Here is a 22,505-nt window from a genome sequence, read left to right as displayed (position 1 = left end):
CACGTTTCACGCTCTTACAAGGAAGCAATGCTCGCTTTCTGTTCTTCAAGCTTGCTAACGGTCAGTTGTAAGTCATCGCACTTAGCACGTTCTTTCTCAACCACTGCTGCCGGAGCTTTCGCAACAAAGCTGTCGTTAGAAAGCTTACCCTGAATGCGTTGCAAATCTTTTGTCGCCTTATCAATCTCTTTTTGCAAACGTGCCAATTCAGCTTCTTTGTCAATGAGCCCTGCCATTGGTACCAAGACTTCCATATCACCAACTAACGCCGTCGCTGACATCGGTGCTTCGTCGCCTGGATTCAACCAAGTGACCGATTCCAATTTTGCCAAGGTTTGTAAGAAGGTTAAGTTTGCGTCTAAACGCGTTTTGTCTTGCTCTGCGCCATTGCGCATCAGAATAGTCAAAGGCTTAGAAGGTGAAATATTCATTTCGCCACGAATATTACGAATGCCTTCGATAACACCTTTTAGCCACTCAACATCTGCTTCGGCTTGCGCGTCTTTTTTATCTTCGTTCGCATTAGGGTATTGGCTCAACATAATCGTCTCACCCTCTACTCCCACTAACGGCTTAACACGCTGCCAAATTTCTTCCGTTAAGAACGGCATCATTGGATGCGCAAGGCGTAAAAAGGCTTCTAAAACACGCACCAAGGTGCGACGCGTTCCGGTTAACTGAGCCGGTGTGGCGTTTTCGTCCCAAAGCACAGGCTTGGATAGCTCCAAATACCAATCACAGTATTCGTGCCACATAAACTCGTACAGTGCCTGAGCGGCCAAATCAAAGCGATGAGTATCAAACGCACGATTCACGGCATCTTCTGCATGCTGTAAACGGGAAATAATCCATTTGTCCGCCAAGGACAGCTCGACGTCTGCTCCGTTTTGACCGCAATCTTGATCTTCCGTGTTCATCAATACATAGCGGGTCGCGTTCCAAATTTTGTTACAGAAGTTTCGGTAACCTTCAAGGCGACTCAGATCAAATTTGATATCACGGCCACCGGACGCCAATGAGCATAACGTGAAGCGCAACGCGTCTGTTCCATAAGCCTGAATGCCGTCGGGATAAGTGGCTCTTGTGTTCTTTTCAACTTTTTCAGCAAGACGTGGCTGCATCATGCCATAAGTGCGTTTCGCCACAAGCGACTCTAAATCAATGCCATTAATCAAATCTAATGGATCGATTACGTTGCCCTTTGACTTCGACATTTTATCGCCACGTTCATCTCGAATAAGACCCGTGATGTAAACCGTTTTGAACGGTACCTTGTCAGTGAATTTCAACGTCATCATGATCATTCTGGCGACCCAGAAGAAAATAATGTCAAAGCCCGTTACCAAGACATCCGATTCACTAAACTCGGCAAAGTCTTGGGTTTCTTCTGGCCAGCCTTGGGTGGCAAACGTCCAAAGAGCTGAAGAAAACCAGGTATCTAATACGTCCTCGTCTTGGACTAATTCAAGGTCATCGGCCAAATTGTACTTGCTGCGTACTTCTGCTTCGTCTTTACCAACATAAAATTTGCCGTCGGCGTCATACCAAGCAGGAATCTGATGTCCCCACCAAAGCTGACGAGAGATACACCAATCGTTTAGATCACGCATCCAAGCGAAATACGTATTTTCCCATTGTTTCGGCACAAACTGGATATCACCGTTTTCAACGGCCTCAATGGCAGGTTTTGCCAAGGATTCTACTGCTACGTACCATTGTTGCGTCAGATACGGTTCGATCACAGTATTGCCACGCTCGCCACGAGGCACTTTCAACTTATGGTCAGCGATTTTTTCCAATAAACCTAGCGCATCAAAATCCGCAACAACGGCCTTACGCGCTTCGAAACGGTCCATACCATGATATTTTTCTGGCGCTACGGTGTTAATCGCCGCATTGTCGTCAAACACATTAATCAACGGCATGTCATGACGCTTACCCACTTCGTAGTCGTTGAAGTCATGGGCTGGCGTGATTTTCACACAACCGGTTCCAAACTCTTTATCAACGTACTCATCCGCCACAATGGGAATACGACGACCAACCAAAGGTAATTCAACGAATTTACCGACTAGATCGGTAAAGCGTTCATCATCCAGTGCAACCGCAACCGCCGCATCACCAAACATGGTTTCTGGGCGAGTCGTTGCAACAACGATGTGATCCTTACCATCGGCTGTTTTAACACCATCGGCAAGCGGGTAACGGAAGTACCACATGAAACCGTTTTCTTCTTCAGATACCACCTCAAGATCAGAAATCGCTGTGTGCAAAACAGGGTCCCAGTTTACGAGACGCTGACCACGGTAAATGATGCCTTCATCATACAGACGCACAAACACGTCTTGCACCGCGGCCGACATACCTGGATCCATCGTGAAGCGCTCTTTTTGCCAGTCAACCGAATCACCAAGGACGCGCATTTGATCTGAAATAGTGCCACCTGATTGGTCTTTCCATTCCCATACTTTTTCAAGGAATTTCTCACGACCTAGCTCATGGCGCGTGACATTTTGTGCAGCAAGCTGACGCTCGACCACCATTTGCGTGGCGATACCCGCATGGTCACTGCCTGGCTGCCATAATGTGCGGCTACCTTTCATACGCTCACGACGAATCATGGCGTCCATTAAGGTATGCTGAAACGCATGACCCATGTGTAAACTACCGGTCACATTAGGGGGCGGTATCATAATTGAAAAGGGAGTGCCGTTGCCCTGAGGCGCAAAACAACCCGCCTCCTCCCAACGTTGATAAATAGGCTGTTCAATACTTTGAGGTTGGTAAGTCTTTTCCATTGTGATGTCTTTAGGCTCTTAAGTAGCGGTCAATGTTGAATAACAAAAATTATACCTTGTCAGAACAAGATAAAGAACAACGGCCATTTAATTAAGGCATTTGCCCTTGTTCTGTCGTACGGTGGGTCGGATCTTGATCGGGTGTTAACGCCGTGTCTGACGAAGCGCTCTGAGCATGTAACTCTTGCATAACCTCTTCCACCAGCGTCGCCATAAAGGTCGGCAAGTGTTTTTCCATCGCGCTATGAATAGCGAGCGTCACTTGCTCTTGTGAAAGGGAAAGCGACGATTTGGGGGTAGCCTCAGAAACAGTAGCGTTCTCAGACTCTTCTACCTCTGGTGATGCGTATTTTTGCTCCTGGTCTTCCTCTTGAGAAACCTCTACAGGTGACTCATGCGGTGCTTCATCAATGGAATGTCGTAAATGGGTTTCTTGTCCACTCGTAAAACCCTCAGAGTCACGAACGATATCCATTAAGATGGGAATATCGTCTTGATTCCGTAGCGCGGACATCAAGGTTTCTTCATCTGGTTCAAAAGTACCCTCGTCATGAGACGCCGCTAGATCTGACATAAGAAAAACCAACAATAGGAAGACGAAAAACGCTGCGCAGAAACACTGTCCAGCTCGTTATTTGTGTCTATTAACTTTCGCATTGAAAAACACAAAAGTCCACCCTCTGCCACAGAAGCCAAAACATGACACTGACGTCTACCTGTTTTCACAATAGGCATGACGCCACCCAATAAAAAAGCAGCGACCAAAAGCCGCTGCTTTATAACCAATATTGCCTATAAAAACCTTACTTATTAAGTAGGTAACGCGTCAACAAGGCGACAGGACGACCACTCGCGCCTTTTGCAGCACCGCCGGACCACGCTGTACCAGCAATGTCCAAATGCGCCCAAGAGTAAGAGCCCGTAAAACGCGACAAGAAACACGCTGCGGTAACAGAACCGGCTTCTGGTCCACCAATGTTACCGATGTCGGCAAAGTTGCTGTCTAATTGCTGCTGGTATTCTTCATCTAAAGGCATTTGCCAAATTTTATCTGCAGACGCTTGGCTGGCCGTTTTAAGCTCTACCGCGAGGTCGTCATTGTTGGCGTACATACCGGAATTTACGCTGCCCAGTGCAACCACACAGGCGCCTGTTAAGGTAGCAATGTCGACAACAGATTTTGGCTTGAAACGCTCAATATACGTTAACGCATCACACAAAACCAAACGACCTTCCGCATCGGTATTTAAAATCTCTACCGTTTGACCTGATAACGTTTTTACGACATCACCCGGCTTGGTTGCACAGCTACTTGGCATATTTTCTGCGGCCGCAATCACCGCAGTGAAGTTAACCTTTGGCTTGAGTTCACAAATGGCCTTCATAGTACCGAACACACTGGCTGCACCACACATGTCGTATTTCATTTCGTCCATTTTTGGACCCGGTTTTAATGAAATACCGCCGGTATCAAAGGTAATGCCTTTACCAAGTAAGACATGAGGCGCATCGCCTTCATCACCGCCTCGGTAATGCATCACAATCAGGTAGCTTGGCTCAGCGCTGCCTCGGCCAACGGACAGAAGACACTCCATGCCCACTTCTTCCATTTTGGCTTCGTCTAATAATTCAACGCCTATGCTGTAATCTTCACCTAATTGTTGCGCTTGAGACGCTAAATAGCTCGGCGTACACACATTGCCTGGTAAGTTTCCTAACTGACGCGCAAAGGCCGAACCTTTTGCCGTTGCTGTGCCAATGGCCAAAGCCGCTTCATCTGTACCCTGTAATTGGATCGTGCTCACTTTTGTGACTTTTTCAGCGTCGTCTTTCTTGAAGCCAAGGAAGTTATAAAAACCTTCATTGACCCACTGTGCAACTAAGGTCAGCACATCTGATGCGCTACGATTCTTAACAGCAAGCTCGTCATTGGCAATGGCCACGGAAGGAAAAGGCAAAGTTTTGATTTGCGCAGCCACCGCGGCAATCACTTTACGTGCCTGCATGTCGCTTAATGCGGTCTCTTTACCGGTGCCCACTAACAATACAGCCTGTGCAAACGCTTGCGACACACCCGGTAACAGCAGTGTTTGAGCAAGACCACCTTTAAACACACCGCTGTCACGAAGCTGAGTAACTTGCCCATTGGCATTTTCGTCGATCCAAGCGGTCGATGCAGGCAGTTCGCCTTCACTAGGAACAAACGCCACAAGCAAATCGGCTTGCGCGGTGGATAAACGATCAAATAACGCCATATTCATGAAAAAACCCTCAATAAATAACTTTTTAAAAAAAACTGGATAATGTCCTTCTTACCACGAGATAATGGGGGCTTTAGACGTGTAATCAACTCTACGCTTTAAAAGGCAAATTGATCCAGAGGTGACTTTGAGACTATTCAGATACTTAGCGAAAGAAGTGCTGGTGTCAACAGCAGGCGTGACGCTAATTTTGTTACTCGTTATTCTGAGTGGCCGTTTCTCTAGTTATTTGGGACGTGTGGCAGAAGGAAAAATGACCTTTGAGTTTCTCTTTGTCATTTTGGGCTACCATATTCCCAGCTTTGTACAAATGATTTTACCATTAGCATTTTTTCTATCATTACTGCTGGCTTTTGGCCGTTTATACATCGAAAACGAAATGTCGGTGCTGTTTTCTAGCGGTGTCAGCAAGCTCAAATTGGCGGCTTATACTCTTGGTATTGCGGGTCTAATCAGCTTTGCGAGTGGCACCATCAACTTTTGGCTGGCGCCTTTCAGTGAATACCGTGCAGCCGAAGCGTCTCAAGCACAAGATCAACTGTCCGCCTTTGACTTTTTAATACCAGGCCGCTTTGAAGGCAGTGGTCAACGCACCACCTACATTGACAGCTTTACCCCAGAAGAAGGCTGGATGAACCAAATATTTCTTTCCGATGTGATACGTAAAAAAGAAGGTAATGTTCCCACACAAATGTTTGCCGATTACGCCGAACAAATACGCATCAGTTCAGAAGGCAACCAAAATTATCTCGTTTTTAAAAATGGCACTCGTTATGAGGGGAAACCTGGCACCACAGAATACAGCATCACACAATTTGATACCTACGCAGTACGAATGGAGACACAAGAAAGCCGTGCGATTGACGACCCTTATACGAAAAGCACGCTCAGTCTAATAGAGAGCGACGACCTAATGGATAAAGTCGAACTTCAATGGCGTATTTCTTTGGTCGTTATTATTCCTATTCTGGCGATTATTGGTCTGTCATTAAGCCAAGTAAACCCAAGGCAAGGACGGTTCTTTAAAATGTTACCCGCCATTTTGCTGATGATTTTATACATTGCGCTTCTGATCTGGGGACGAACAGGGCTGGAGAAAGGCAAGATTCCCATTGAACTGGGTTTATGGTGGATCCATGGCCTCTTTACTCTGGTGGGCGCTGTATTATTTGCCCAATATAATCAGGTTTTTGCACGTCGCAAAGCGAAGCTTCCCCTTACCGACGCAAATGAGCAGTACACATCATGAGTAAGATTGATAAATACATCGCCAGTAGTGTCTTATGGTCATTTTTAGTCGTTGCTGTTGTTTTATTAGGTTTGGATTTTGCTCTGACATTTATTGAGCAAATCAAAAAAGTCAACGACAATTACACCATTCAATCTTTGATGCAAGTGATCTTATATCGCTTGCCCGGCAAGCTTGCTGAATACATCCCTGTTGCTTCTTTGATTGGCACTTTAATGGGGTTGGGTACATTAGCAGCCACCTCTGAACTGACGGTCATGCGAGCTGCAGGCATGCCTATTTGGCGTATTGGCTTGGCCGCTTGCCAACCTATTCTGTTGGTTTCTTTACTTGGCATGGGGATTTCCGAATTTGTCGCACCCGTTGCAGGACAAAAAGCCAACTTAATCGAGAAGTTTCAAGATCAAGAAGCCGGCACCTTCTCTTTGACTGGGGGCGTCTGGTTAAAAGCCGATAAAGACATTGTCTACATCGATGCCGCAGATAAAGACGGTACGCTCTATAATGTAGAAATCTTTTCTCCTGAAGGACAAACACTGACCGCCATTCGTACCGCTGCCACCGCTCAGCATATTGAGGGTTCACGATGGCAACTCAATCAGGTAACCGAAACACAGTTTTTTCCTGATCGTATCGATAAAATCAGCACAAACCATGTCAGCTGGGACGTCAGCATCAAGCCCGAACACTTATTCCTTGCTTCACAGGAACCAGACACCTTGTCTTTAAGTGAGCTACACAGCTATCAAACCTATTTGAATCAGCAAAACTTGGATGGCTCGCCTTATGAGTTGGAATTTTGGATTACTGCCTTGCGCCCTATTGCTTCATTGGCCCTAGTGTTAGTCGCCCTATCCAGCGTGTTTGGACCGCTACGCTCTTCCACTATGGGTGGGCGAATTTTCACTGGCGTGATTATTGGGCTGGCCTTTCAAAATGCGCTCAACTTATTTGGCCGTATGAGCGTTGCGGTCAACTTCCCGCCAGTAATTGGTGTCAGCATTCCTATCGTGATTTGTTTGGTTGCTGGGCTTATTTTAGTAAGGCGCAGAGGTTAGTTTGCCCCTGCGTTGTTACTCATCACGCTATTCTCAATATTCTAACGCGACTCCGATATAAAGCGCGCAATACGCACCAAAGCCTCTTTTAAACGCGCTTCATCGCAAGTATAAGCAAAGCGTACGTATTTATGAGCGTCTTTAACGCCAAAGTCGGCACCGGGTGTGAGCGCAACATGCTCTTTTTCCAGTAACGCTAGGCACCACGACATAGCATCATCTGTAATATTCGACACATCCACGTAAACATAAAAAGCACCTTGTGCCGGCGCCACAATCGGCAATCCGATCGCTTTTAATCCTTCTAGCAATACGAGACGACGAGCATTTAATGTTTGTCGACGCGCTTCACACTCCGCCAATACATCGGGTTGAAAAGCTCGAATTGCAGCGTGTTGCGATACCGTTGGTGCAGAAATAAACAAATTTTGCGCTAACTTTGTCGCCCCTTCAATCGCCCACTCTGGCACCACGAGCCAACCTAAACGCCAGCCCGTCATCGCGAAATATTTTGAGAAGCTGTTAATCACAAAAATGTCTTCGGCAATGGACAAAGCGGAGAAATCGTCTCCCTCATAGACCAGCCCTTGATAAATTTCATCAACCAACAAATGACCACCCAATGCTTGAACTTTTCGCCACGCTTCACTGATGTACGCCTTACTTAAAACCGCACCGGTTGGATTCGAGGGAGAAGCCAGCCATAAGCCAGAAGTGGTATCACTCCAGTGGCTTTCTAAGGAAGACAAATCCATTTCAAAGCCTTCTTCAGGCCGTGTTTCAACTAAACGGGCATTGGCACCGGTTTGAATCAAAAAATGACGATTGCATGGGTAACAAGGGTCAGGCATCAGCACATCATCACCAGGGTTCGCCATCAAAGAGGCCATCAGCAATAATGCCCCAGACGCACCCGGTGTCACAATAATGCGCTCAGGCGCGACATTAACCCCGTATCGTGTTTGATAGTCGTGACTGATCGCTTGCTTTAATTCGGGCAAGCCAGTTGCGGCCGTATAACCTGTATGACCCGCTTGAATCGCGGCAACACCCGCATTAGCCACCGCGTCAACGGCGACAAAATCCGGCTCTCCTACCTCTAAATGAATGACATCCTCACCCTGTGACGCCAGCTCTTTTGCTCGGGTTAATACCACCATGACTTGAAAAGGTGCGATATGATCGACACGTGTTGCTAACTGATGCTTTTCCATTGCGTTTTCTCTGCCTTTTCTCTGCTGTTTTAAAAATATAGCGACAATTTGTACAAAAAAGTGGTTAAGCGTGACGTTATCTGATAAGTTTCCGCCCGAAAATTAACCCACCCTATTTATCGGTTACAGGTTACCACAGCGGAAACCTGCGAAGTGAGGCAATGCTAATGCCAAAAATGAATCCTGAATCATTAATGAAAGACTTTACCCCTTACGTTGCGAAGGACGGTGAAGAATACATGAACGAGAACCAGTTGGCGCACTTTAAAAGCATCCTTCTCAACTGGAAGCAAAACCTTATGGAAGAGGTTGATCGCACGGTCAATCACTTAAAAGAAGAAGCCGTTAACTACGCAGACCCAAACGACAGAGCAAGCCAAGAAGAAGAATTTAGCTTGGAGTTGCGCGCTCGTGATCGTGAACGCAAGCTGGTTAAAAAAATCTCTCAAACCATCGAGCTGATTGAAGCAGACGACTACGGTTTCTGTGAAGAGTGCGGTATTGAGATCGGCATTCGTCGCTTAGAGGCGCGCCCGACTGCGACCATGTGTATTGACTGCAAAACACTTGCTGAAATCAAAGAGAAACAAATCGGCGGTTAGGCTTGGTTGCAAACCATACAAACAACCGCTTAGTCGCTTATCGTGGCCGTTTCGCACCTTCGCCGACCGGCCCACTTCATTTTGGCTCGCTTGTCAGTGCTCTGGCAAGTTATTTGGATGCGAAAAAATACCAAGGCGAATGGATCGTTCGCCTTGAAGATGTCGATGGCACGCGCTGTAAAGCCCAATACGCCGAGCAAATCCTTGCCACGCTGCACAGTTATGAGCTTGTCTCAGATAGCCCTGTCCGCATCCAGAGTCAGCACACCAACGACTACGAAAATTTTTTACACACACTCAGAAGCCAAGGCGTTCTTTTTCCCTGTAATTGCACTCGCCAATCGCTTGCTGACTATCAGGGCCAACACCCTCACCAATGCAATAGCACAATCGAGCAACCGCATTCGTGGCGATTGCAAACCAGCTCACACCATTACCGTTGCCAAGATGCCGTTCAAGGCACCCTCTCTTTTTGTCATGCTTTAGCAGAAAACAGCCCCGTCTTAAAACGTAAAGACGGTTATTTTTCCTACCAGCTGGCTGTCGTAGTGGATGATCACTTGCAAGGCATTACACATCTGGTACGCGGCGCTGACCTGATTGACACCACCGCGCAACAACTGCACCTGTATGCTTTGTTTGGTTGGACGGCACCTTACCTTTGTCATATTCCTTTGATCGTCGATAGGGACGGTAATAAAATCAGCAAACAAAATCACGCCAAAGCCATTCAAAACGGCCACCTTCCAACGCTGATTCGCGCTCTACACTATTTACATATCCGGTTTGATAAAACGCCCGACTCTATCAAAAGCGCTTTAACATTCGCCGTTCAACAATGGTCACCTGAATCTCTCAAAGGCACGCTAACCATCCCGCTCGAAGAGCAAGACCAACACCTTTTGTAGCAGAGTGTTCTCCAACTCGACCACGTGAATGACTTGTGTATAATCGTTACACTAGTTACAAGAGGTGACACTTAATGCACAACATCATGATCATTTGCCCAGATCAATCACCGCTCAAAGAATCCGAAAAGTGGTTGTCTCGATACGGTTTTCACGTCAATACCAGCGCAACCATTGAACAAGCGAATCGCTATTACGAATGGTCTGAGTTTCATTTATTACTCATCGATCAAGACAGCATCGCGTCTTTAGAAAATGCCAGCAGCCTGCTTCCCAGTCATTTGCGTCGTATTGTTCTAGATGCAAGGCCTAGCCTCAGCACCGGTGTGGACAGCATGGCGCAAGGTGCTATTTATTACCTGCCGTTGCCAACTGACTCAGAGACGGTTCTGAAACACGTCGTTAACGCACTCGAACAGCATGACGACACACCTCAAACGGATGAAGCAACGCCCTCTCAGCAATCAGATGAGGATGCGTTTACCTTAGGTACGGCTAGCAGCGGCATTATTGGACAATGCGCTCCGATGCAAGCCTTGTTCAGTGACATGCGAAAAATTGCTGGTACAGATGTTACCGTACTCATCCGTGGCGAATCGGGCACCGGTAAAGAACTGGTTGCTAAAGCATTACACAATTTAAGCCACCGCCATAATCAACCCATCATCAGCGTGAACTGTGCCGCTATCCCAGACAATTTGATTGAATCTGAATTATTCGGCCATGAAAAGGGGGCCTTCACAGGCGCCAGCACATCTCATGACGGCCTCATCTACGCCGCGGATAAAGGCACGTTATTCCTAGACGAAATCGGTGAACTGCCTCTTGAGGCACAAGCAAGACTGTTGCGGGTTTTACAAGAAGGCGAGATACGCAAAGTGGGCGCTACCCAGTCGACCAAAGTCAACATTCGCCTTGTGACCGCCACCCACAGAGACCTCATCGCCATGGTGAGACAAGGCTTATTTCGAGAAGATTTATATTATCGTTTATACGTTATGGAACTCCTCTTACCGCCGCTTCGCGATCGAGGAGATGACATTTCAGTGCTTTCTCAAATGTTGCTTGAAAAAGCCTGCCAGAAACACAAACGTCCTATTTATCACTACAACCGAGCTTTTGACAAAGCCATTCGTTCTCACCACTGGCCGGGGAATGTGCGGGAACTGGAAAACGCCATAGAACGTGCCGTCATTTTAAGCCCACCAGAGCGTGTTGAAGCCGCCAACCTCAAACTTGCCAGCCACCAAAGTTCAACACAACAAGGCACAGCAACCTTAACGCAACAGGGCAAGACATTTACAGGCACCACGCTAGATGATTACCTAAAATACTTCGTACAAACGCACCAAAGCACCATGACGGAAACACAGCTTGCACAATCTTTGGGCATATCGAGAAAAAGTTTATGGGAAAGGCGACAAAAACTAGAGATAGCAAAAAAGTAACAAATAAAAAGTAACACTTGATACCAAAATACCCAAAAACAGAGAAGCATTTCGCAAGAAAAGTGTATGCAATTTGACAAAAAACCTAGTAAAACAGCAACTTATGATTTTTGGCACAACAAATGCCTTATATAAATCACAACGATAAGAAGATTGACCAAGAATAAAAATAAGTTAATCGTCGTATGTAGGTTCTTAAAAACAAAAATAATAACTAAGAACACCGTGGCCTCTTCAAATAAAAATAAAAATTTGAGGCCATGGATGGAAAATCGCTTTGGATAGTTGATTTTTTTAGATATCTAAGCCTTCGGGCAATGAAAACAATGCAATAATAAAAATAAAACCTGAGTAGAACTGCAGAAGCAGCACCCACTTTGTTTTCGGAACTTATATCTTCACGTATCCAAAGCGATTATTTTATTTCCAACGTCATAAATAATCGCTTTATATTTTATACTCTTCTTTTGTGCTCTAGTACAAAACAGCTTCTTGAAACCCACACCTAATTGCACTATCTCTTTACCCGTGTAAATTCTATTTATCACGTGTAGAATGTCATCTTTGTTAACTTTAAAATTTGTTGTCTAATGCTTACAGGATTAAAATCTTTGGTACGTAAAGCTACCTCTCTGCTCGCCTCACCCAAGGCTCAGACTTACCCTATTATTATCCCTCGCAGCGAGCACAGCTTATCTCGTCAAAATTTAAGCCCTAATGCCGTTAAAGTTCTTTATCGCCTTAACAGTGCAGGCTATGACGCCTTCTTAGTCGGTGGCTGTGTTCGTGATCACTTGATCGGCATGGAACCCAAAGATTTTGATGTGGTGACAAACGCTACGCCGGAAGAAGTCCACAGCATTTTCTCTAATTCTCGACTCATTGGACGTCGTTTCAAATTAGTACACGTTACTTTTGGCCGAGAAATTATTGAGGTTTCGACATTTCGAGCCAACAGCGCGCAAGACGAAAAAGCAGCATCACACAATACCTCATTAAAAGGCAAAGATTCCGCACGCTCAGCCCATGGTATCGTTTTACGTGACAACGTATACGGCAACATTGAAGAAGACGCCGAGCGTCGAGACTTTACCTTTAATGCACTTTATTACAATGTGCAGGACTTTAGTATTCATGACTACTGTGGTGGTCTAAAAGACATCGAAAATAAACAGATCCGCATGATTGGCGATGCCCGTCAGCGCTATCAAGAAGACCCTGTCCGTATGCTGCGTGCTATTCGCTTTGCCGGCAAACTGGGGTTTGAATTAGAAGCAGACACCGCCGCCCCTATCAAAGAAATGGCGCACCTGTTAGACCATATTCCACCAGCAAGATTGTTTGACGAAGTGCTTAAGTTACTTGGCAGTGGTAACGGTATCGCCACCTTTGCCTTGCTGCGTCAATACGGTTTGTTTCGCTACTTATTTCCTGATACCGAAGCCCTATTGCAAAGCGGTTGGAAACGCGATGACATCGACCCTGAAGCATTTATTCTGCAGGGGTTAAAAAATACAGACGACCGCATTCAGAGTGGTAAAACCACTGCTCCTTATTTTTTATACGCCATATTGCTTTGGCCAAGTGTGTGTTTACGTCAAGAAGAGTTCCAGAATCAAAGCATGCCTTCTACACCTGCCTTGCATCAGGCCGCGAACATGGTATTGGATAATCAAGTGGCTTCCACTGCCATTCCTCGTCGCTTTTCTACACCAATGCGGGAAATTTGGGACATGCAATATCGCTTGCCAAAACGCTATGGCAAACGCGCTTTCTTACTACTTGAACACCCGCGCTTCCGTGCTGGGTTTGATTTCTTATTGATTCGCGAACTCAGTGGTACCAAGCTGGACGACCTTGGCGCTTGGTGGGAAACGTTCCAGCATGCCACAGAAAACGAACAAAGAGATCTTATCAAAAGCATAGACAATCGTACGAGCGAAAAAGAAGGCCCTAAGAAACGTCGTCCGCGTCGTCGTCGAAAAAGCAATGGCAAAGGGTCACAAACCGCTCAGGACACTTCAACAAGAGACACATCTAACGAATAAGAGGATGCGCTGTGGTACACGCTTATATTGGCCTTGGTAGTAACCTTAACAATCCTATCGAGCAACTTGATCGCGCTATTGACACACTGCGACAGCACGAAGACCTCCATCATGTTCGTGTTTCCTCTATTTATGGCAGCAAACCGGTTGGCCCTCAGGACCAGCCGGATTATGTCAATGCCGTGGCATCATTTGAAACCTCTCTTGCCCCATTGGATCTCCTCGATTTACTACAAAGTATCGAACAAGCACAACGTCGAGTAAGAGAACGCCATTGGGGGCCACGCACACTGGATTTAGATCTGTTATTGTACGGACAAGAAACTCTACAGTTACCGAGGCTCGTCGTACCCCATGCCTTTATGCTAGAGCGTGGTTTTGTGATAAAACCCTTACACGACCTAGCGCCCAATTTATGTCTTGCCAATGGCAACAAGGTCCACGAGCAATTACAGCAACTTGACACCAGTGATTTGGTCTTTATCAAAGAAGAATAAATTATGTATTCAGATAGCTCACAAAAAAAACGCACTAAACCCGTTACTCTTTCCACACTCAATCAAATGAAATTGGATAAAGAGAAAATCACCTGCTTAACCAGCTACGATGCCTCTTTCACCCATGTAATGAATGTCGCTGGGGTAGACACAATACTCGTCGGTGATTCGCTTGGCATGGTAATTCAAGGTCAGGACAGCACACTGCCTGTTACGATTGAGGATATGTGCTATCACACTGCGGCAGTAAAGCGTGGCAATACCAACGCATTTATCTTAGCGGATATGTCGTTTATGAGTTACAGCAAACCAGAACAAGCCCTCGACAATGCCGCGAAGCTGATGCAAGCCGGTGCCAACATGGTCAAACTAGAAGGGGGCAGCTGGCTTGCAGACACCGTCAAACTGCTGAGTCAACGTGGCATTCCTGTTTGTGCACATCTCGGGTTAACCCCACAGTCTGTGCATAAGCTTGGTGGCTATAAGGTTCAAGGCAAAGGCCAAGACGCCGCTGACTTGTTGCTGCAAGAGTCTCTTGATCTCGTTGCGGCCGGTGCAGACATTTTACTGTATGAGTGCATCCCAACAGAATTAGGCAAGACCTTGACCGACGCGGTACCTGTTCCGACGATTGGTATTGGTGCTGGCCATCATACGGATGGGCAAGTCTTAGTGATGCACGATATGCTCGGTATTAACCTCGGCCATACACCTAAATTTGTAAAAAACTTTTTGACCGATGGTCGCAACGTGACGCAAGCGTTTGAAGCCTATGTCGCAGACGTTAAAGCAACAACCTTTCCTGGACCAGAGCACGGATTCAAATAATGAACACTTTTCACACGGTTGCCGAACTTCGTACTGCGTTAAAAATTGAACGCCTAAAAGACAAAAGCATTGTTTTCGTTCCCACAATGGGAAACCTACATGATGGCCACATGTCCCTCATTCGCCGTGCGGTGGAAGAAGGCGATGTGGTTGTTTCTTCTATTTTTGTGAACCCAATGCAGTTTTCAGCGAACGAAGATTTAGAGCGCTATCCAAAAACCCTAGCAGAAGATCAACGACTGTTAGAGGCCAATGGTTGCCATTACCTGTTTGCTCCTGATGCATTGGAAATGTACCCGAATGGCAAGCGTAGCCAAACACAAATTGAAGTCGTCGGCTTGTCTGACATCTTGTGTGGTGCTTCGCGCCCCGGTCATTTTGTTGGCGTTGCAACCGTCGTGACAAAATTGTTTAACATTGTTCAGCCAGACTGTGCCATCTTTGGCAACAAAGATTTCCAGCAATTGAAAGTTATTGAAGACATGGTTCGTGACCTCAGTTCTAACGTACGTATTATCGGTATCGATACGGCACGCAACGACGACGGTCTTGCTATGAGTTCACGTAATGGTTACTTAACCGAAGAAGAAAGACGCATTGCTCCCGCAATGTATCAAACTCTGTTATGGGCGAAAGAGGCGCTTTTAACAGGTCGTGCGAGTCATGAGGACATTCGTGAACAAGCTCAACAGAAGCTTGAAGCGGTGGGCTTCCGTCGTGATTATTTTGAAATACGCGCACAAGACAACTTACAAACACCGTCAGAAGAAGAAAAAAGCCTAGTGGTTTTGGCTGCGGCTTACCTAGGCAACGCCCGTTTAATCGACAACATTCGCATTGAACGGGCCTAATTCACTTTTAGACTCAAGGATATTGTAATGCACTCACCTACCACATTGAACGCCTGGCAAGCATTGACACAACACCAAAAAGATATGTCAGCGGTTAAGATGGCATCTTTGTTTAAAGAAGACGCTCAGCGCGCACAAAAATACAGCGTAAATGCCGCCGGTTGGACATTAGATTATTCTAAAAACCGCGCTAATGAAAAAACCTTCTCGCTACTCACTGAACTTGCAAAAGCATCAGGATTAGAAAACGCCATTGAGGGTATGTTCAGTGGTGCACACATTAACAACACAGAAGATCGTTCTGTATTACACGTTGCCCTACGTGCAAGCCATGCACAGGACACCTTAATAGTAGACGGTGTGAACGTGTTAGCGGAAGTTCGCTCGACGCTAAAACAAATGGAACAGTTTGTTGCGCAATTACATAACGGTGATTGGAAAGGCCATACCGGGAAAACCATTACCGATGTGGTATCAATTGGTATCGGTGGCTCTTACCTTGGACCAAAAGTCGTTGCAGAAGCCTTAACGCCTTATAAAAATGACGACATTAAGGTTCACCTCGTTGCCAACATCGATGGCTCTGACATCACGGGTAAGCTGAAACAACTGAATGCTGAAACGACCCTGTTTATCGTCTCTTCCAAAACCTTTGGTACCTTAGAAACCTTATCCAACGCAAACGCCGCACGAGATTGGTTTCTTCGTAACGGTGGCTCAGAATCGGGTATTCGTCAACACTTTGCCGCTGTCAGCTCAAACGTTAAAAAAGCCGTTGATTTCGGTATGGCAGAAGAAAACATCTTCCCGATGTGGGACTGGGTAGGCGGACGCTATTCTCTTTGGTCTGCCATTGGTTTGCCCGTCGCCATTGCCGTGGGCATGGACAATTTCTACGCTTTATTGGATGGTGCACATCAAATGGACGAGCACTTCCGTTCGGCACCCTTTGAAGAAAATTTGCCTGTCATCATGGGTGCATTGGGCGTGTGGTACATTAACTTCCACAACGCGCAAACTCACGCCTTGATTCCTTATGACCATTACCTACGTGCCATGCCTGCTCACATTCAGCAGCTCGACATGGAAAGTAACGGCAAAGCGAATCTGTTGAATGGCGACGGCGTCGAAACCGATACGGGCCCCATTATCTGGGGTGGCGCTGGTACAAATGGCCAACATGCTTACCATCAGTTATTGCATCAGGGCACACGCCTTGTTCCGGTAGATTTTATTGCACCTCTAGCATCTCACAATCCGATTGGTGACCACCATGCTCAATTGTTCGCCAACTGCTTAAGCCAGTCACAAGCTTTAATGGTCGGCAAAACACTAGAACAAGCGGAGAAAGAGTTACGTGATGCGGGTGCTACCGATGAACAAGTTGCCAAAATTGCCCCTCACAAAGTCATCAAGGGCAATCGCCCGAGCAACACCTTGCTGACCGACAAAATGACACCAGCCACCGTTGGCGCCTTAATTGCTCTATACGAGCATCGTACTTTTGTACAAGGTACCATCTGGGGCATCAATTCATTTGATCAATGGGGTGTGGAATTGGGTAAAGTACTGGGAACCGACATCTTCAATCGCCTTGTTAGCGACAGCGATAACAGCGCATTGGATGCTTCAACCCAAGCCCTAATCGACGCGTTCAAGAAAGCACAGTCTTAAACAACTAACTTCCTTACATTGAACTAAAAACACCAGCCTCGGCTGGTGTTTTTGTTTGTCTCTACTCACTCTTCTACCAAAAATAGTAGGGCACGATGAGGGAGGAACGACCGTAATCTGCCGTTGAAAACAAAGTTTTCATTTATTATGTGAGTATAAGCCGATTAAGTCGTTTATTCGGCTCAAACGCTTTTTAATTCGTTATGACGACTAAGAAACCGCTTTCACCAACCAGTACTTGAGCTCTTGCAGTTCCGTTGTCTGTTCAGGAAAGTCGTTTATTAAAGCGTCGAGACATTCACTGATGGCATCAGAACGATAAGCGACGCCAACCAAACGCTCGGCAAGTTGTTCAATTGGGTCGGGATATAAGCTGTCAGTGAAGGTTTTTGCGGCGATGATCTGAGCATTTTTCAGATCCAAATGCACCTCAACGCCCCCCCACTTAAAACGCTCATCCAGAGTATGGGTAAACTGAGGGGATTTACCATAGTTCCATTCCCAACTGCTCTGTTCAGAGAACTTATCCACAAAACCCGGTAAATCTGGTAACGCTTCTGGCGAGATAGTTTCTATAGTGGGTGTTTGACCATAGTAATCACAAAATGCATCAATAATAGCTTCACACACAGTATCGTGGTCGATATCAGAAGAGACCTCTTCCAGATTCATCACTCTTGAGCGCACTGAACTGATGCCTTTTGATTGCAATTTTTTGGGGTCAGGATTGAGGTAGTTTGCTAAGCGACTTAAATCGGCACTTAACAACAAGGTGCCATGATGAAAACCTCGATCTTTGGTTTCTTTATAAGCGGAGCCTGAAAACTTGCGCATGCTATCACCTTCTCCGACGACCAAGTCATTACGACCGTTGGCATAACCGTCAATCCCTAGGCTTTTAAGGCCTTGCAGCACAATATCTGTCGACACTTCCTTACTGTAACCGGGCTTGCCTGCCATAAAGGTAAAGTTGGTATTACCGAGATCGTGGAATACCGCACCACCGCCACTTTGTCGGCGAGCCAAGGAAATGTTCTCCTGCTCCATCTTCGCTATATTGCATTCTTTCCATGGATTCTGTGAACGACCGATGACCACAGTATCTTGATTACGCCATAAAAAAAGTACCCGCTGATTGGGTGACATAGAACGAAAAATACAATCTTCCACCGCAAGATTAAAATAAGGGTCATAAGAGTCTGATAACAAAATTCGGCTAACCATAAAACATCCTTTTTAAATTACGTTAAATATTCATGTTGATAACATCTGTATTTATACACATTTCACAACAGGGTGCCGCAAAAACAAAAAAGCCACAATGCATTTACATCGTGGCTCTTAAAATGCCAAAGCTTTCTAACGTTGTGTATTAGAGATATTCGACTTTTTCGATCTCGTAAACCACTTCACCACTTGGTACTTGAATAGCGACTTCATCGCCTTCTTCTTTACCAATAATCGCTTTAGCGATAGGCGATGCGTAGGAGATTTTCTTCGCTTTCACATCCGCTTCATCATCACCAACGATGCGATAAGTCACCGTCTCTTCTGTATCCACATTGTACAAGGTCACTGTGGTACCAAAGATCACCTTACCGGTTGCCGGTAAAGCTTTGACGTCGATCACTTGTGAATCCGCTAGTTTGCCTTCGATCTCTTTAATACGACCTTCAGCAAACCCCTGCTCTTCACGGGCGGCGTGATACTCTGCGTTTTCTTTTAAGTCGCCATGCTCGCGCGCGGTTGCAATGTCGGCAATCACGCGAGGACGGACAACAGTTTTCAAGTGATTTAGCTCTTCTCTAAGACGCGCTTCACCTTCTACTGTCATTGGTACTTTTTTCATTATTTCCCCAAGTGCAAATCTTGCAGTCTTCTAACTTTGGTTTCACCTGTTAGGCTAATCGCCATACTCGTTGCTTCAGCACCAGCCAATGTCGTAGTGTAACAAACCTTACGCTGTAAAGCTGTACGACGGATCAAAGAAGAATCTGTGATGGCCTGTGTGCCCGATGTGGTGTTAATGATGTAGTCAATTTCACCATTTTTCATCATATCAACGATGTGTGGACGGCCTTCGTTTACTTTATTGACCTTACGCACTTCGACACCGCGCTCAGACAAGTATTTGGCCGTACCTTCTGTCGCCACAATCGCAAAGCCCAACTCAGCCAAACGACTCGCTACTCCTACCGCACCTTCTTTGTCCATATCACGAACACTGATAAAGGCACAACCAGACGTTGGCAAAACAGTACCGCCACCCAACATCGCTTTACCAAAGGCTTCTGCGAACGTATCGCCGACACCCATGACCTCACCGGTAGATTTCATTTCAGGCCCAAGAATCGGATCGACGCCTTGGAACTTATTGAATGGGAAAACCGCTTCTTTCACACTGTAGTAAGAAGGAATGATTTCTTTCGTGAAACCGAGCTCTTCCAGTGTTTTACCCGCCATCACCAAGGCTGCAATTTGCGCCAAAGAACGACCGATACACTTAGACACAAATGGCACAGTACGCGACGCACGAGGGTTAACCTCAATCACGTAGATTTCACCGTCTTGTACCGCAAGTTGTGTATTCATCAAACCGATAACGCCCAATTCCAGCGCCATGTTTTTGATCATCTCACGAATATCGTCTTGCACTTCTTGCGACAGAGAATAAGGAGGCAAAGAACACGCCGAGTCACCGGAGTGAACACCCGCTTGTTCGATGTGCTGCATAATGCCGCCGATCACCACTTGATGGCCATCGCTGACACAGTCGATGTCGATCTCAATTGCCGCATTTAGGAAGTGATCCAACAACACAGGGCTGTCATTCGACACTTTTACCGCAGTCGTCATGTAACGCATCAGTTCTTTTTCGTTATAAACAATTTCCATTGCGCGGCCACCCAGTACATAGGATGGACGAACCACTAACGGGTAACCAATAACAGCGGCTTTCGCAGCGGCTTGTTCAACGCTACGAACCGTCGCATTATGTGGCTGCTTGTAACCCAAACGCTGGATCATGCTTTGGAAACGCTCACGGTCTTCAGCACGGTCAATCGACTCAGGTGTGGTACCAATGATAGGCACACCTTCGTTTTGTAGGGCACGAGCAATTTTCAGTGGCGTTTGACCACCAAACTGCACAATGACACCGGTTGGTTTTTCTTTACGAACGATTTCAAGCACGTCTTCCAGCGTTACTGGCTCGAAGTACAAACGATCCGACGTATCGTAATCGGTAGACACTGTCTCAGGGTTACAGTTCACCATGATGGTTTCATAGCCGTCTTCACGAAGACCCAAGGCCGCGTGTACACAGCAGTAATCAAACTCGATACCTTGACCGATGCGGTTCGGGCCACCACCAAGAATGATGACTTTTTCACGATCTGTTGGCGCAGCTTCACACTCTTCTTCATAAGTGGAATACATGTACGCCGTGTTAGTGGCAAATTCCGCCGCACAAGTATCAACACGCTTGTAGACTGGATGCACATTCATCAAATAACGACGCTCGCGCATGGACTTTTCTGTCACACTCAACAAGCTTGCAAGACGTGAGTCAGAGAAGCCTTTGCGTTTTAGACGACGAATGACATCGTAGGTTAAGTCAACAAGGCCTTTGTCTGCCAACGCCAACTCTTCTTTGATCAAATCTTCAATTTGTACCAAGAACCAATGATCAACACCGGTAGCCGCATATAATTCGTCGACTGTCATACCAGAACGGAAGGCATCACCAATGTACCAAATACGATCAGAACCTGGTGTTTGCAGTTCGTAAGCCAATTTCTCTTTGCTGTTTTCTTCCGAGAAGTCCAACTGAGGATTGAAACCGTCGGCGCCGACTTCCAAACCGCGTAAGGCTTTTTGCAAAGACTCTTGGAAAGTACGGCCGATCGCCATCACTTCGCCTACAGATTTCATCTGCGTGGTCAAACGATCGTTGGCGGTCGGGAATTTTTCAAAGGTGAAACGAGGGATTTTCGTTACCACGTAGTCGATTGCTGGCTCGAAGCTCGCTGGCGTTTGGCCACCTGTGATGTCATTTTGCAATTCGTCCAGTGTGTAACCGATGGCCAATTTCGCGGCGATTTTTGCAATCGGGAAACCGGTCGCTTTCGACGCCAAAGCAGAAGAACGAGACACGCGAGGGTTCATCTCGATGACCACAAGACGACCTGTTTTCGGGTCCATACCAAACTGAACGTTCGAACCGCCTGTTTCAACGCCAATCTCACGCAATACCGCCAAAGAGGCGTTACGCATGATCTGATATTCTTTGTCTGTCAGAGTTTGTGCCGGTGCCACTGTGATGGAGTCACCGGTGTGAACGCCCATGGCGTCGAAGTTTTCAATCGCACAAACGATGATGCAGTTGTCTTTTTTGTCGCGGACAACTTCCATCTCGTACTCTTTCCAACCGATTAACGACTCATCGATCAGCAATTCGTTGGTAGGAGACAGGTCCAAACCACGCGTACAGATTTCTTCAAACTCTTCCATGTTGTATGCGATACCGCCACCGGTGCCGCCCATGGTGAAAGAAGGACGAATGATACAAGGGAAACCCAGTTCCGATTGTACTTTCAACGCTTCTTCCATGCTGTGCGCGATGCCAGCACGAGGACACTCAAGACCAATGGCCTTCATCGCTTGATCAAAACGGTTACGGTCTTCCGCTTTGTCGATGGCATCGGCGGTCGCACCGATCATTTCAACATTGTATTTTTCAAGTACGCCGTGACGCTCAAGGTCAAGAGCACAATTCAACGCCGTTTGTCCGCCCATTGTCGGTAGAACCGCATCAGGGCGTTCTTTCTCGATGATTTTCTCAACGGTTTGCCATTCGATTGGCTCGATGTAAGTCGCGTCGGCCATGACGGGGTCGGTCATGATGGTCGCTGGGTTAGAGTTCACCAGGATCACACGGAAACCTTCTTCACGAAGGGCTTTACACGCTTGCGCGCCAGAATAATCAAATTCACAAGCCTGACCAATGACGATCGGGCCAGCACCTAAAATCAAGACGCTTTTTATGTCAGTACGCTTTGGCATAGTAT

The 22,505-nt window shown here is 46.5% G+C and carries 17 protein-coding genes; 10 read left to right on the top strand and 7 right to left on the bottom strand.

Annotated features, from left to right (window positions below; all coding sequences use genetic code 11):
* Window positions 1-14: 14 nt before the first annotated feature.
* From LG368_RS11840 to LG368_RS11830, 3 genes are all read right to left on the bottom strand, one after another.
* The gene (locus LG368_RS11840) at window positions 15-2,798 is read right to left on the bottom strand and encodes a valine--tRNA ligase (RefSeq protein ID WP_226754933.1); all 2,784 of its coding nucleotides are present in this window, start codon (window positions 2,796-2,798) and stop codon (window positions 15-17) included.
* 91 nt (window positions 2,799-2,889) lie between these two features.
* The gene (locus LG368_RS11835) at window positions 2,890-3,372 is read right to left on the bottom strand and encodes a hypothetical protein (protein ID WP_226754932.1); all 483 of its coding nucleotides are present in this window, start codon (window positions 3,370-3,372) and stop codon (window positions 2,890-2,892) included.
* Between the two features lie 229 nt (window positions 3,373-3,601).
* Window positions 3,602-5,059: a leucyl aminopeptidase gene (locus LG368_RS11830; RefSeq protein WP_226754931.1), complete on the bottom strand. Its 1,458-nt coding sequence runs from the start codon at window positions 5,057-5,059 to the stop codon at window positions 3,602-3,604.
* A gap of 121 nt (window positions 5,060-5,180) precedes the next feature.
* Here LG368_RS11830 and lptF point away from each other — a divergent pair, with 121 nt between their 5' ends.
* Both lptF and lptG read left to right on the top strand, forming a co-directional pair.
* Window positions 5,181-6,308, top strand: a complete 1,128-nt coding sequence (gene lptF, locus LG368_RS11825; protein ID WP_226754930.1) for an LPS export ABC transporter permease LptF — start codon at window positions 5,181-5,183, stop codon at window positions 6,306-6,308.
* The gene (gene lptG / locus LG368_RS11820) at window positions 6,305-7,366 is read left to right on the top strand and encodes an LPS export ABC transporter permease LptG (protein ID WP_226754929.1); all 1,062 of its coding nucleotides are present in this window, start codon (window positions 6,305-6,307) and stop codon (window positions 7,364-7,366) included. The genes lptF and lptG overlap by 4 nt, the downstream gene beginning before the upstream one ends.
* Window positions 7,367-7,407: 41 nt before the next feature.
* Here the strand turns inward: lptG and LG368_RS11815 are convergent, their stop codons facing one another.
* The gene (locus LG368_RS11815) at window positions 7,408-8,580 is read right to left on the bottom strand and encodes an aminotransferase class I/II-fold pyridoxal phosphate-dependent enzyme (protein ID WP_226754928.1); all 1,173 of its coding nucleotides are present in this window, start codon (window positions 8,578-8,580) and stop codon (window positions 7,408-7,410) included.
* 167 nt (window positions 8,581-8,747) lie between these two features.
* On the opposite strand from LG368_RS11815, the gene dksA reads away from it, so the two are divergent.
* The 8 genes from dksA (at window position 8,748) to pgi (ending at window position 17,436) form a co-directional block, all read left to right on the top strand.
* Window positions 8,748-9,182, top strand: coding sequence for an RNA polymerase-binding protein DksA (gene dksA / locus LG368_RS11810; protein ID WP_420827967.1), 435 nt, complete (start codon window positions 8,748-8,750; stop codon window positions 9,180-9,182).
* Between the two features lie 2 nt (window positions 9,183-9,184).
* A complete protein-coding gene (gene gluQRS / locus LG368_RS11805; RefSeq protein WP_226754926.1) occupies window positions 9,185-10,090 on the top strand; it encodes a tRNA glutamyl-Q(34) synthetase GluQRS in 906 nt (301 codons plus the stop codon).
* 74 nt (window positions 10,091-10,164) lie between these two features.
* Window positions 10,165-11,538, top strand: a complete 1,374-nt coding sequence (locus LG368_RS11800) for a sigma-54-dependent transcriptional regulator (RefSeq protein ID WP_226754925.1) — start codon at window positions 10,165-10,167, stop codon at window positions 11,536-11,538.
* A 590-nt stretch (window positions 11,539-12,128) separates the two neighbouring features.
* The gene (pcnB, locus tag LG368_RS11795; protein ID WP_226754924.1) at window positions 12,129-13,586 is read left to right on the top strand and encodes a polynucleotide adenylyltransferase PcnB; all 1,458 of its coding nucleotides are present in this window, start codon (window positions 12,129-12,131) and stop codon (window positions 13,584-13,586) included.
* An 11-nt stretch (window positions 13,587-13,597) separates the two neighbouring features.
* Window positions 13,598-14,083, top strand: a complete 486-nt coding sequence (folK, locus tag LG368_RS11790) for a 2-amino-4-hydroxy-6-hydroxymethyldihydropteridine diphosphokinase (RefSeq protein ID WP_226754923.1) — start codon at window positions 13,598-13,600, stop codon at window positions 14,081-14,083.
* Window positions 14,084-14,086: 3 nt separating this feature from the next.
* On the top strand, window positions 14,087-14,911 hold the full coding sequence (gene panB, locus LG368_RS11785; protein WP_226754922.1) for a 3-methyl-2-oxobutanoate hydroxymethyltransferase: 825 nt from the start codon (window positions 14,087-14,089) through the stop codon (window positions 14,909-14,911).
* Window positions 14,911-15,762 carry a pantoate--beta-alanine ligase gene (gene panC / locus LG368_RS11780; protein WP_226754921.1) on the top strand — a complete coding sequence of 284 codons (852 nt, stop codon included), beginning with the start codon at window positions 14,911-14,913 and terminating at the stop codon, window positions 15,760-15,762. The genes panB and panC overlap by 1 nt, the downstream gene beginning before the upstream one ends.
* A 27-nt stretch (window positions 15,763-15,789) precedes the next feature.
* Window positions 15,790-17,436 carry a glucose-6-phosphate isomerase gene (gene pgi, locus LG368_RS11775; RefSeq protein ID WP_226754920.1) on the top strand — a complete coding sequence of 549 codons (1,647 nt, stop codon included), beginning with the start codon at window positions 15,790-15,792 and terminating at the stop codon, window positions 17,434-17,436.
* 210 nt (window positions 17,437-17,646) lie between these two features.
* On the opposite strand, the gene LG368_RS11770 is transcribed toward pgi, so the two are convergent.
* The 3 genes from LG368_RS11770 to carB form a co-directional block, all read right to left on the bottom strand.
* Complete coding sequence (locus LG368_RS11770; protein WP_226754919.1) at window positions 17,647-18,660, bottom strand: lipoate--protein ligase; 1,014 nt, start codon at window positions 18,658-18,660, stop codon at window positions 17,647-17,649.
* Window positions 18,661-18,808: 148 nt separating this feature from the next.
* Entirely contained in the window at window positions 18,809-19,285 is a 477-nt protein-coding gene (greA, locus tag LG368_RS11765) for a transcription elongation factor GreA (RefSeq protein ID WP_226754918.1), read from the bottom strand.
* Entirely contained in the window at window positions 19,285-22,500 is a 3,216-nt protein-coding gene (carB, locus tag LG368_RS11760; RefSeq protein ID WP_226754917.1) for a carbamoyl-phosphate synthase large subunit, read from the bottom strand. Before carB ends, greA begins: the two co-directional genes overlap by 1 nt.
* Window positions 22,501-22,505 lie beyond the last annotated feature (5 nt).

This window comes from Marinomonas algarum, from assembly GCF_020532605.1.
Taxonomy (GTDB): domain Bacteria; phylum Pseudomonadota; class Gammaproteobacteria; order Pseudomonadales; family Marinomonadaceae; genus Marinomonas; species Marinomonas algarum.
This window is presented reverse-complemented; position numbering and strand designations above follow the sequence as displayed.

Excerpts from the sequence above, each read along its gene's own strand:
- LG368_RS11840 (WP_226754933.1), bottom strand. The coding sequence starts at position 2,798 with ATGGAAAAGACTTACCAACCTCAAAGTATTGAACAGCCTATTTATCAA.
- LG368_RS11835 (WP_226754932.1), bottom strand. The coding sequence starts at position 3,372 with ATGTCAGATCTAGCGGCGTCTCATGACGAGGGTACTTTTGAACCAGAT.
- LG368_RS11830 (WP_226754931.1), bottom strand. The coding sequence starts at position 5,059 with ATGAATATGGCGTTATTTGATCGTTTATCCACCGCGCAAGCCGATTTG.
- lptG (WP_226754929.1), top strand. The coding sequence starts at position 6,305 with ATGAGTAAGATTGATAAATACATCGCCAGTAGTGTCTTATGGTCATTT.
- LG368_RS11815 (WP_226754928.1), bottom strand. The coding sequence starts at position 8,580 with ATGGAAAAGCATCAGTTAGCAACACGTGTCGATCATATCGCACCTTTT.
- dksA (WP_420827967.1), top strand. The coding sequence starts at position 8,748 with ATGCCAAAAATGAATCCTGAATCATTAATGAAAGACTTTACCCCTTAC.
- LG368_RS11800 (WP_226754925.1), top strand. The coding sequence starts at position 10,165 with ATGCACAACATCATGATCATTTGCCCAGATCAATCACCGCTCAAAGAA.
- pcnB (WP_226754924.1), top strand. The coding sequence starts at position 12,129 with ATGCTTACAGGATTAAAATCTTTGGTACGTAAAGCTACCTCTCTGCTC.
- panB (WP_226754922.1), top strand. The coding sequence starts at position 14,087 with ATGTATTCAGATAGCTCACAAAAAAAACGCACTAAACCCGTTACTCTT.
- panC (WP_226754921.1), top strand. The coding sequence starts at position 14,911 with ATGAACACTTTTCACACGGTTGCCGAACTTCGTACTGCGTTAAAAATT.
- pgi (WP_226754920.1), top strand. The coding sequence starts at position 15,790 with ATGCACTCACCTACCACATTGAACGCCTGGCAAGCATTGACACAACAC.
- LG368_RS11770 (WP_226754919.1), bottom strand. The coding sequence starts at position 18,660 with ATGGTTAGCCGAATTTTGTTATCAGACTCTTATGACCCTTATTTTAAT.
- greA (WP_226754918.1), bottom strand. The coding sequence starts at position 19,285 with ATGAAAAAAGTACCAATGACAGTAGAAGGTGAAGCGCGTCTTAGAGAA.
- carB (WP_226754917.1), bottom strand. The coding sequence starts at position 22,500 with ATGCCAAAGCGTACTGACATAAAAAGCGTCTTGATTTTAGGTGCTGGC.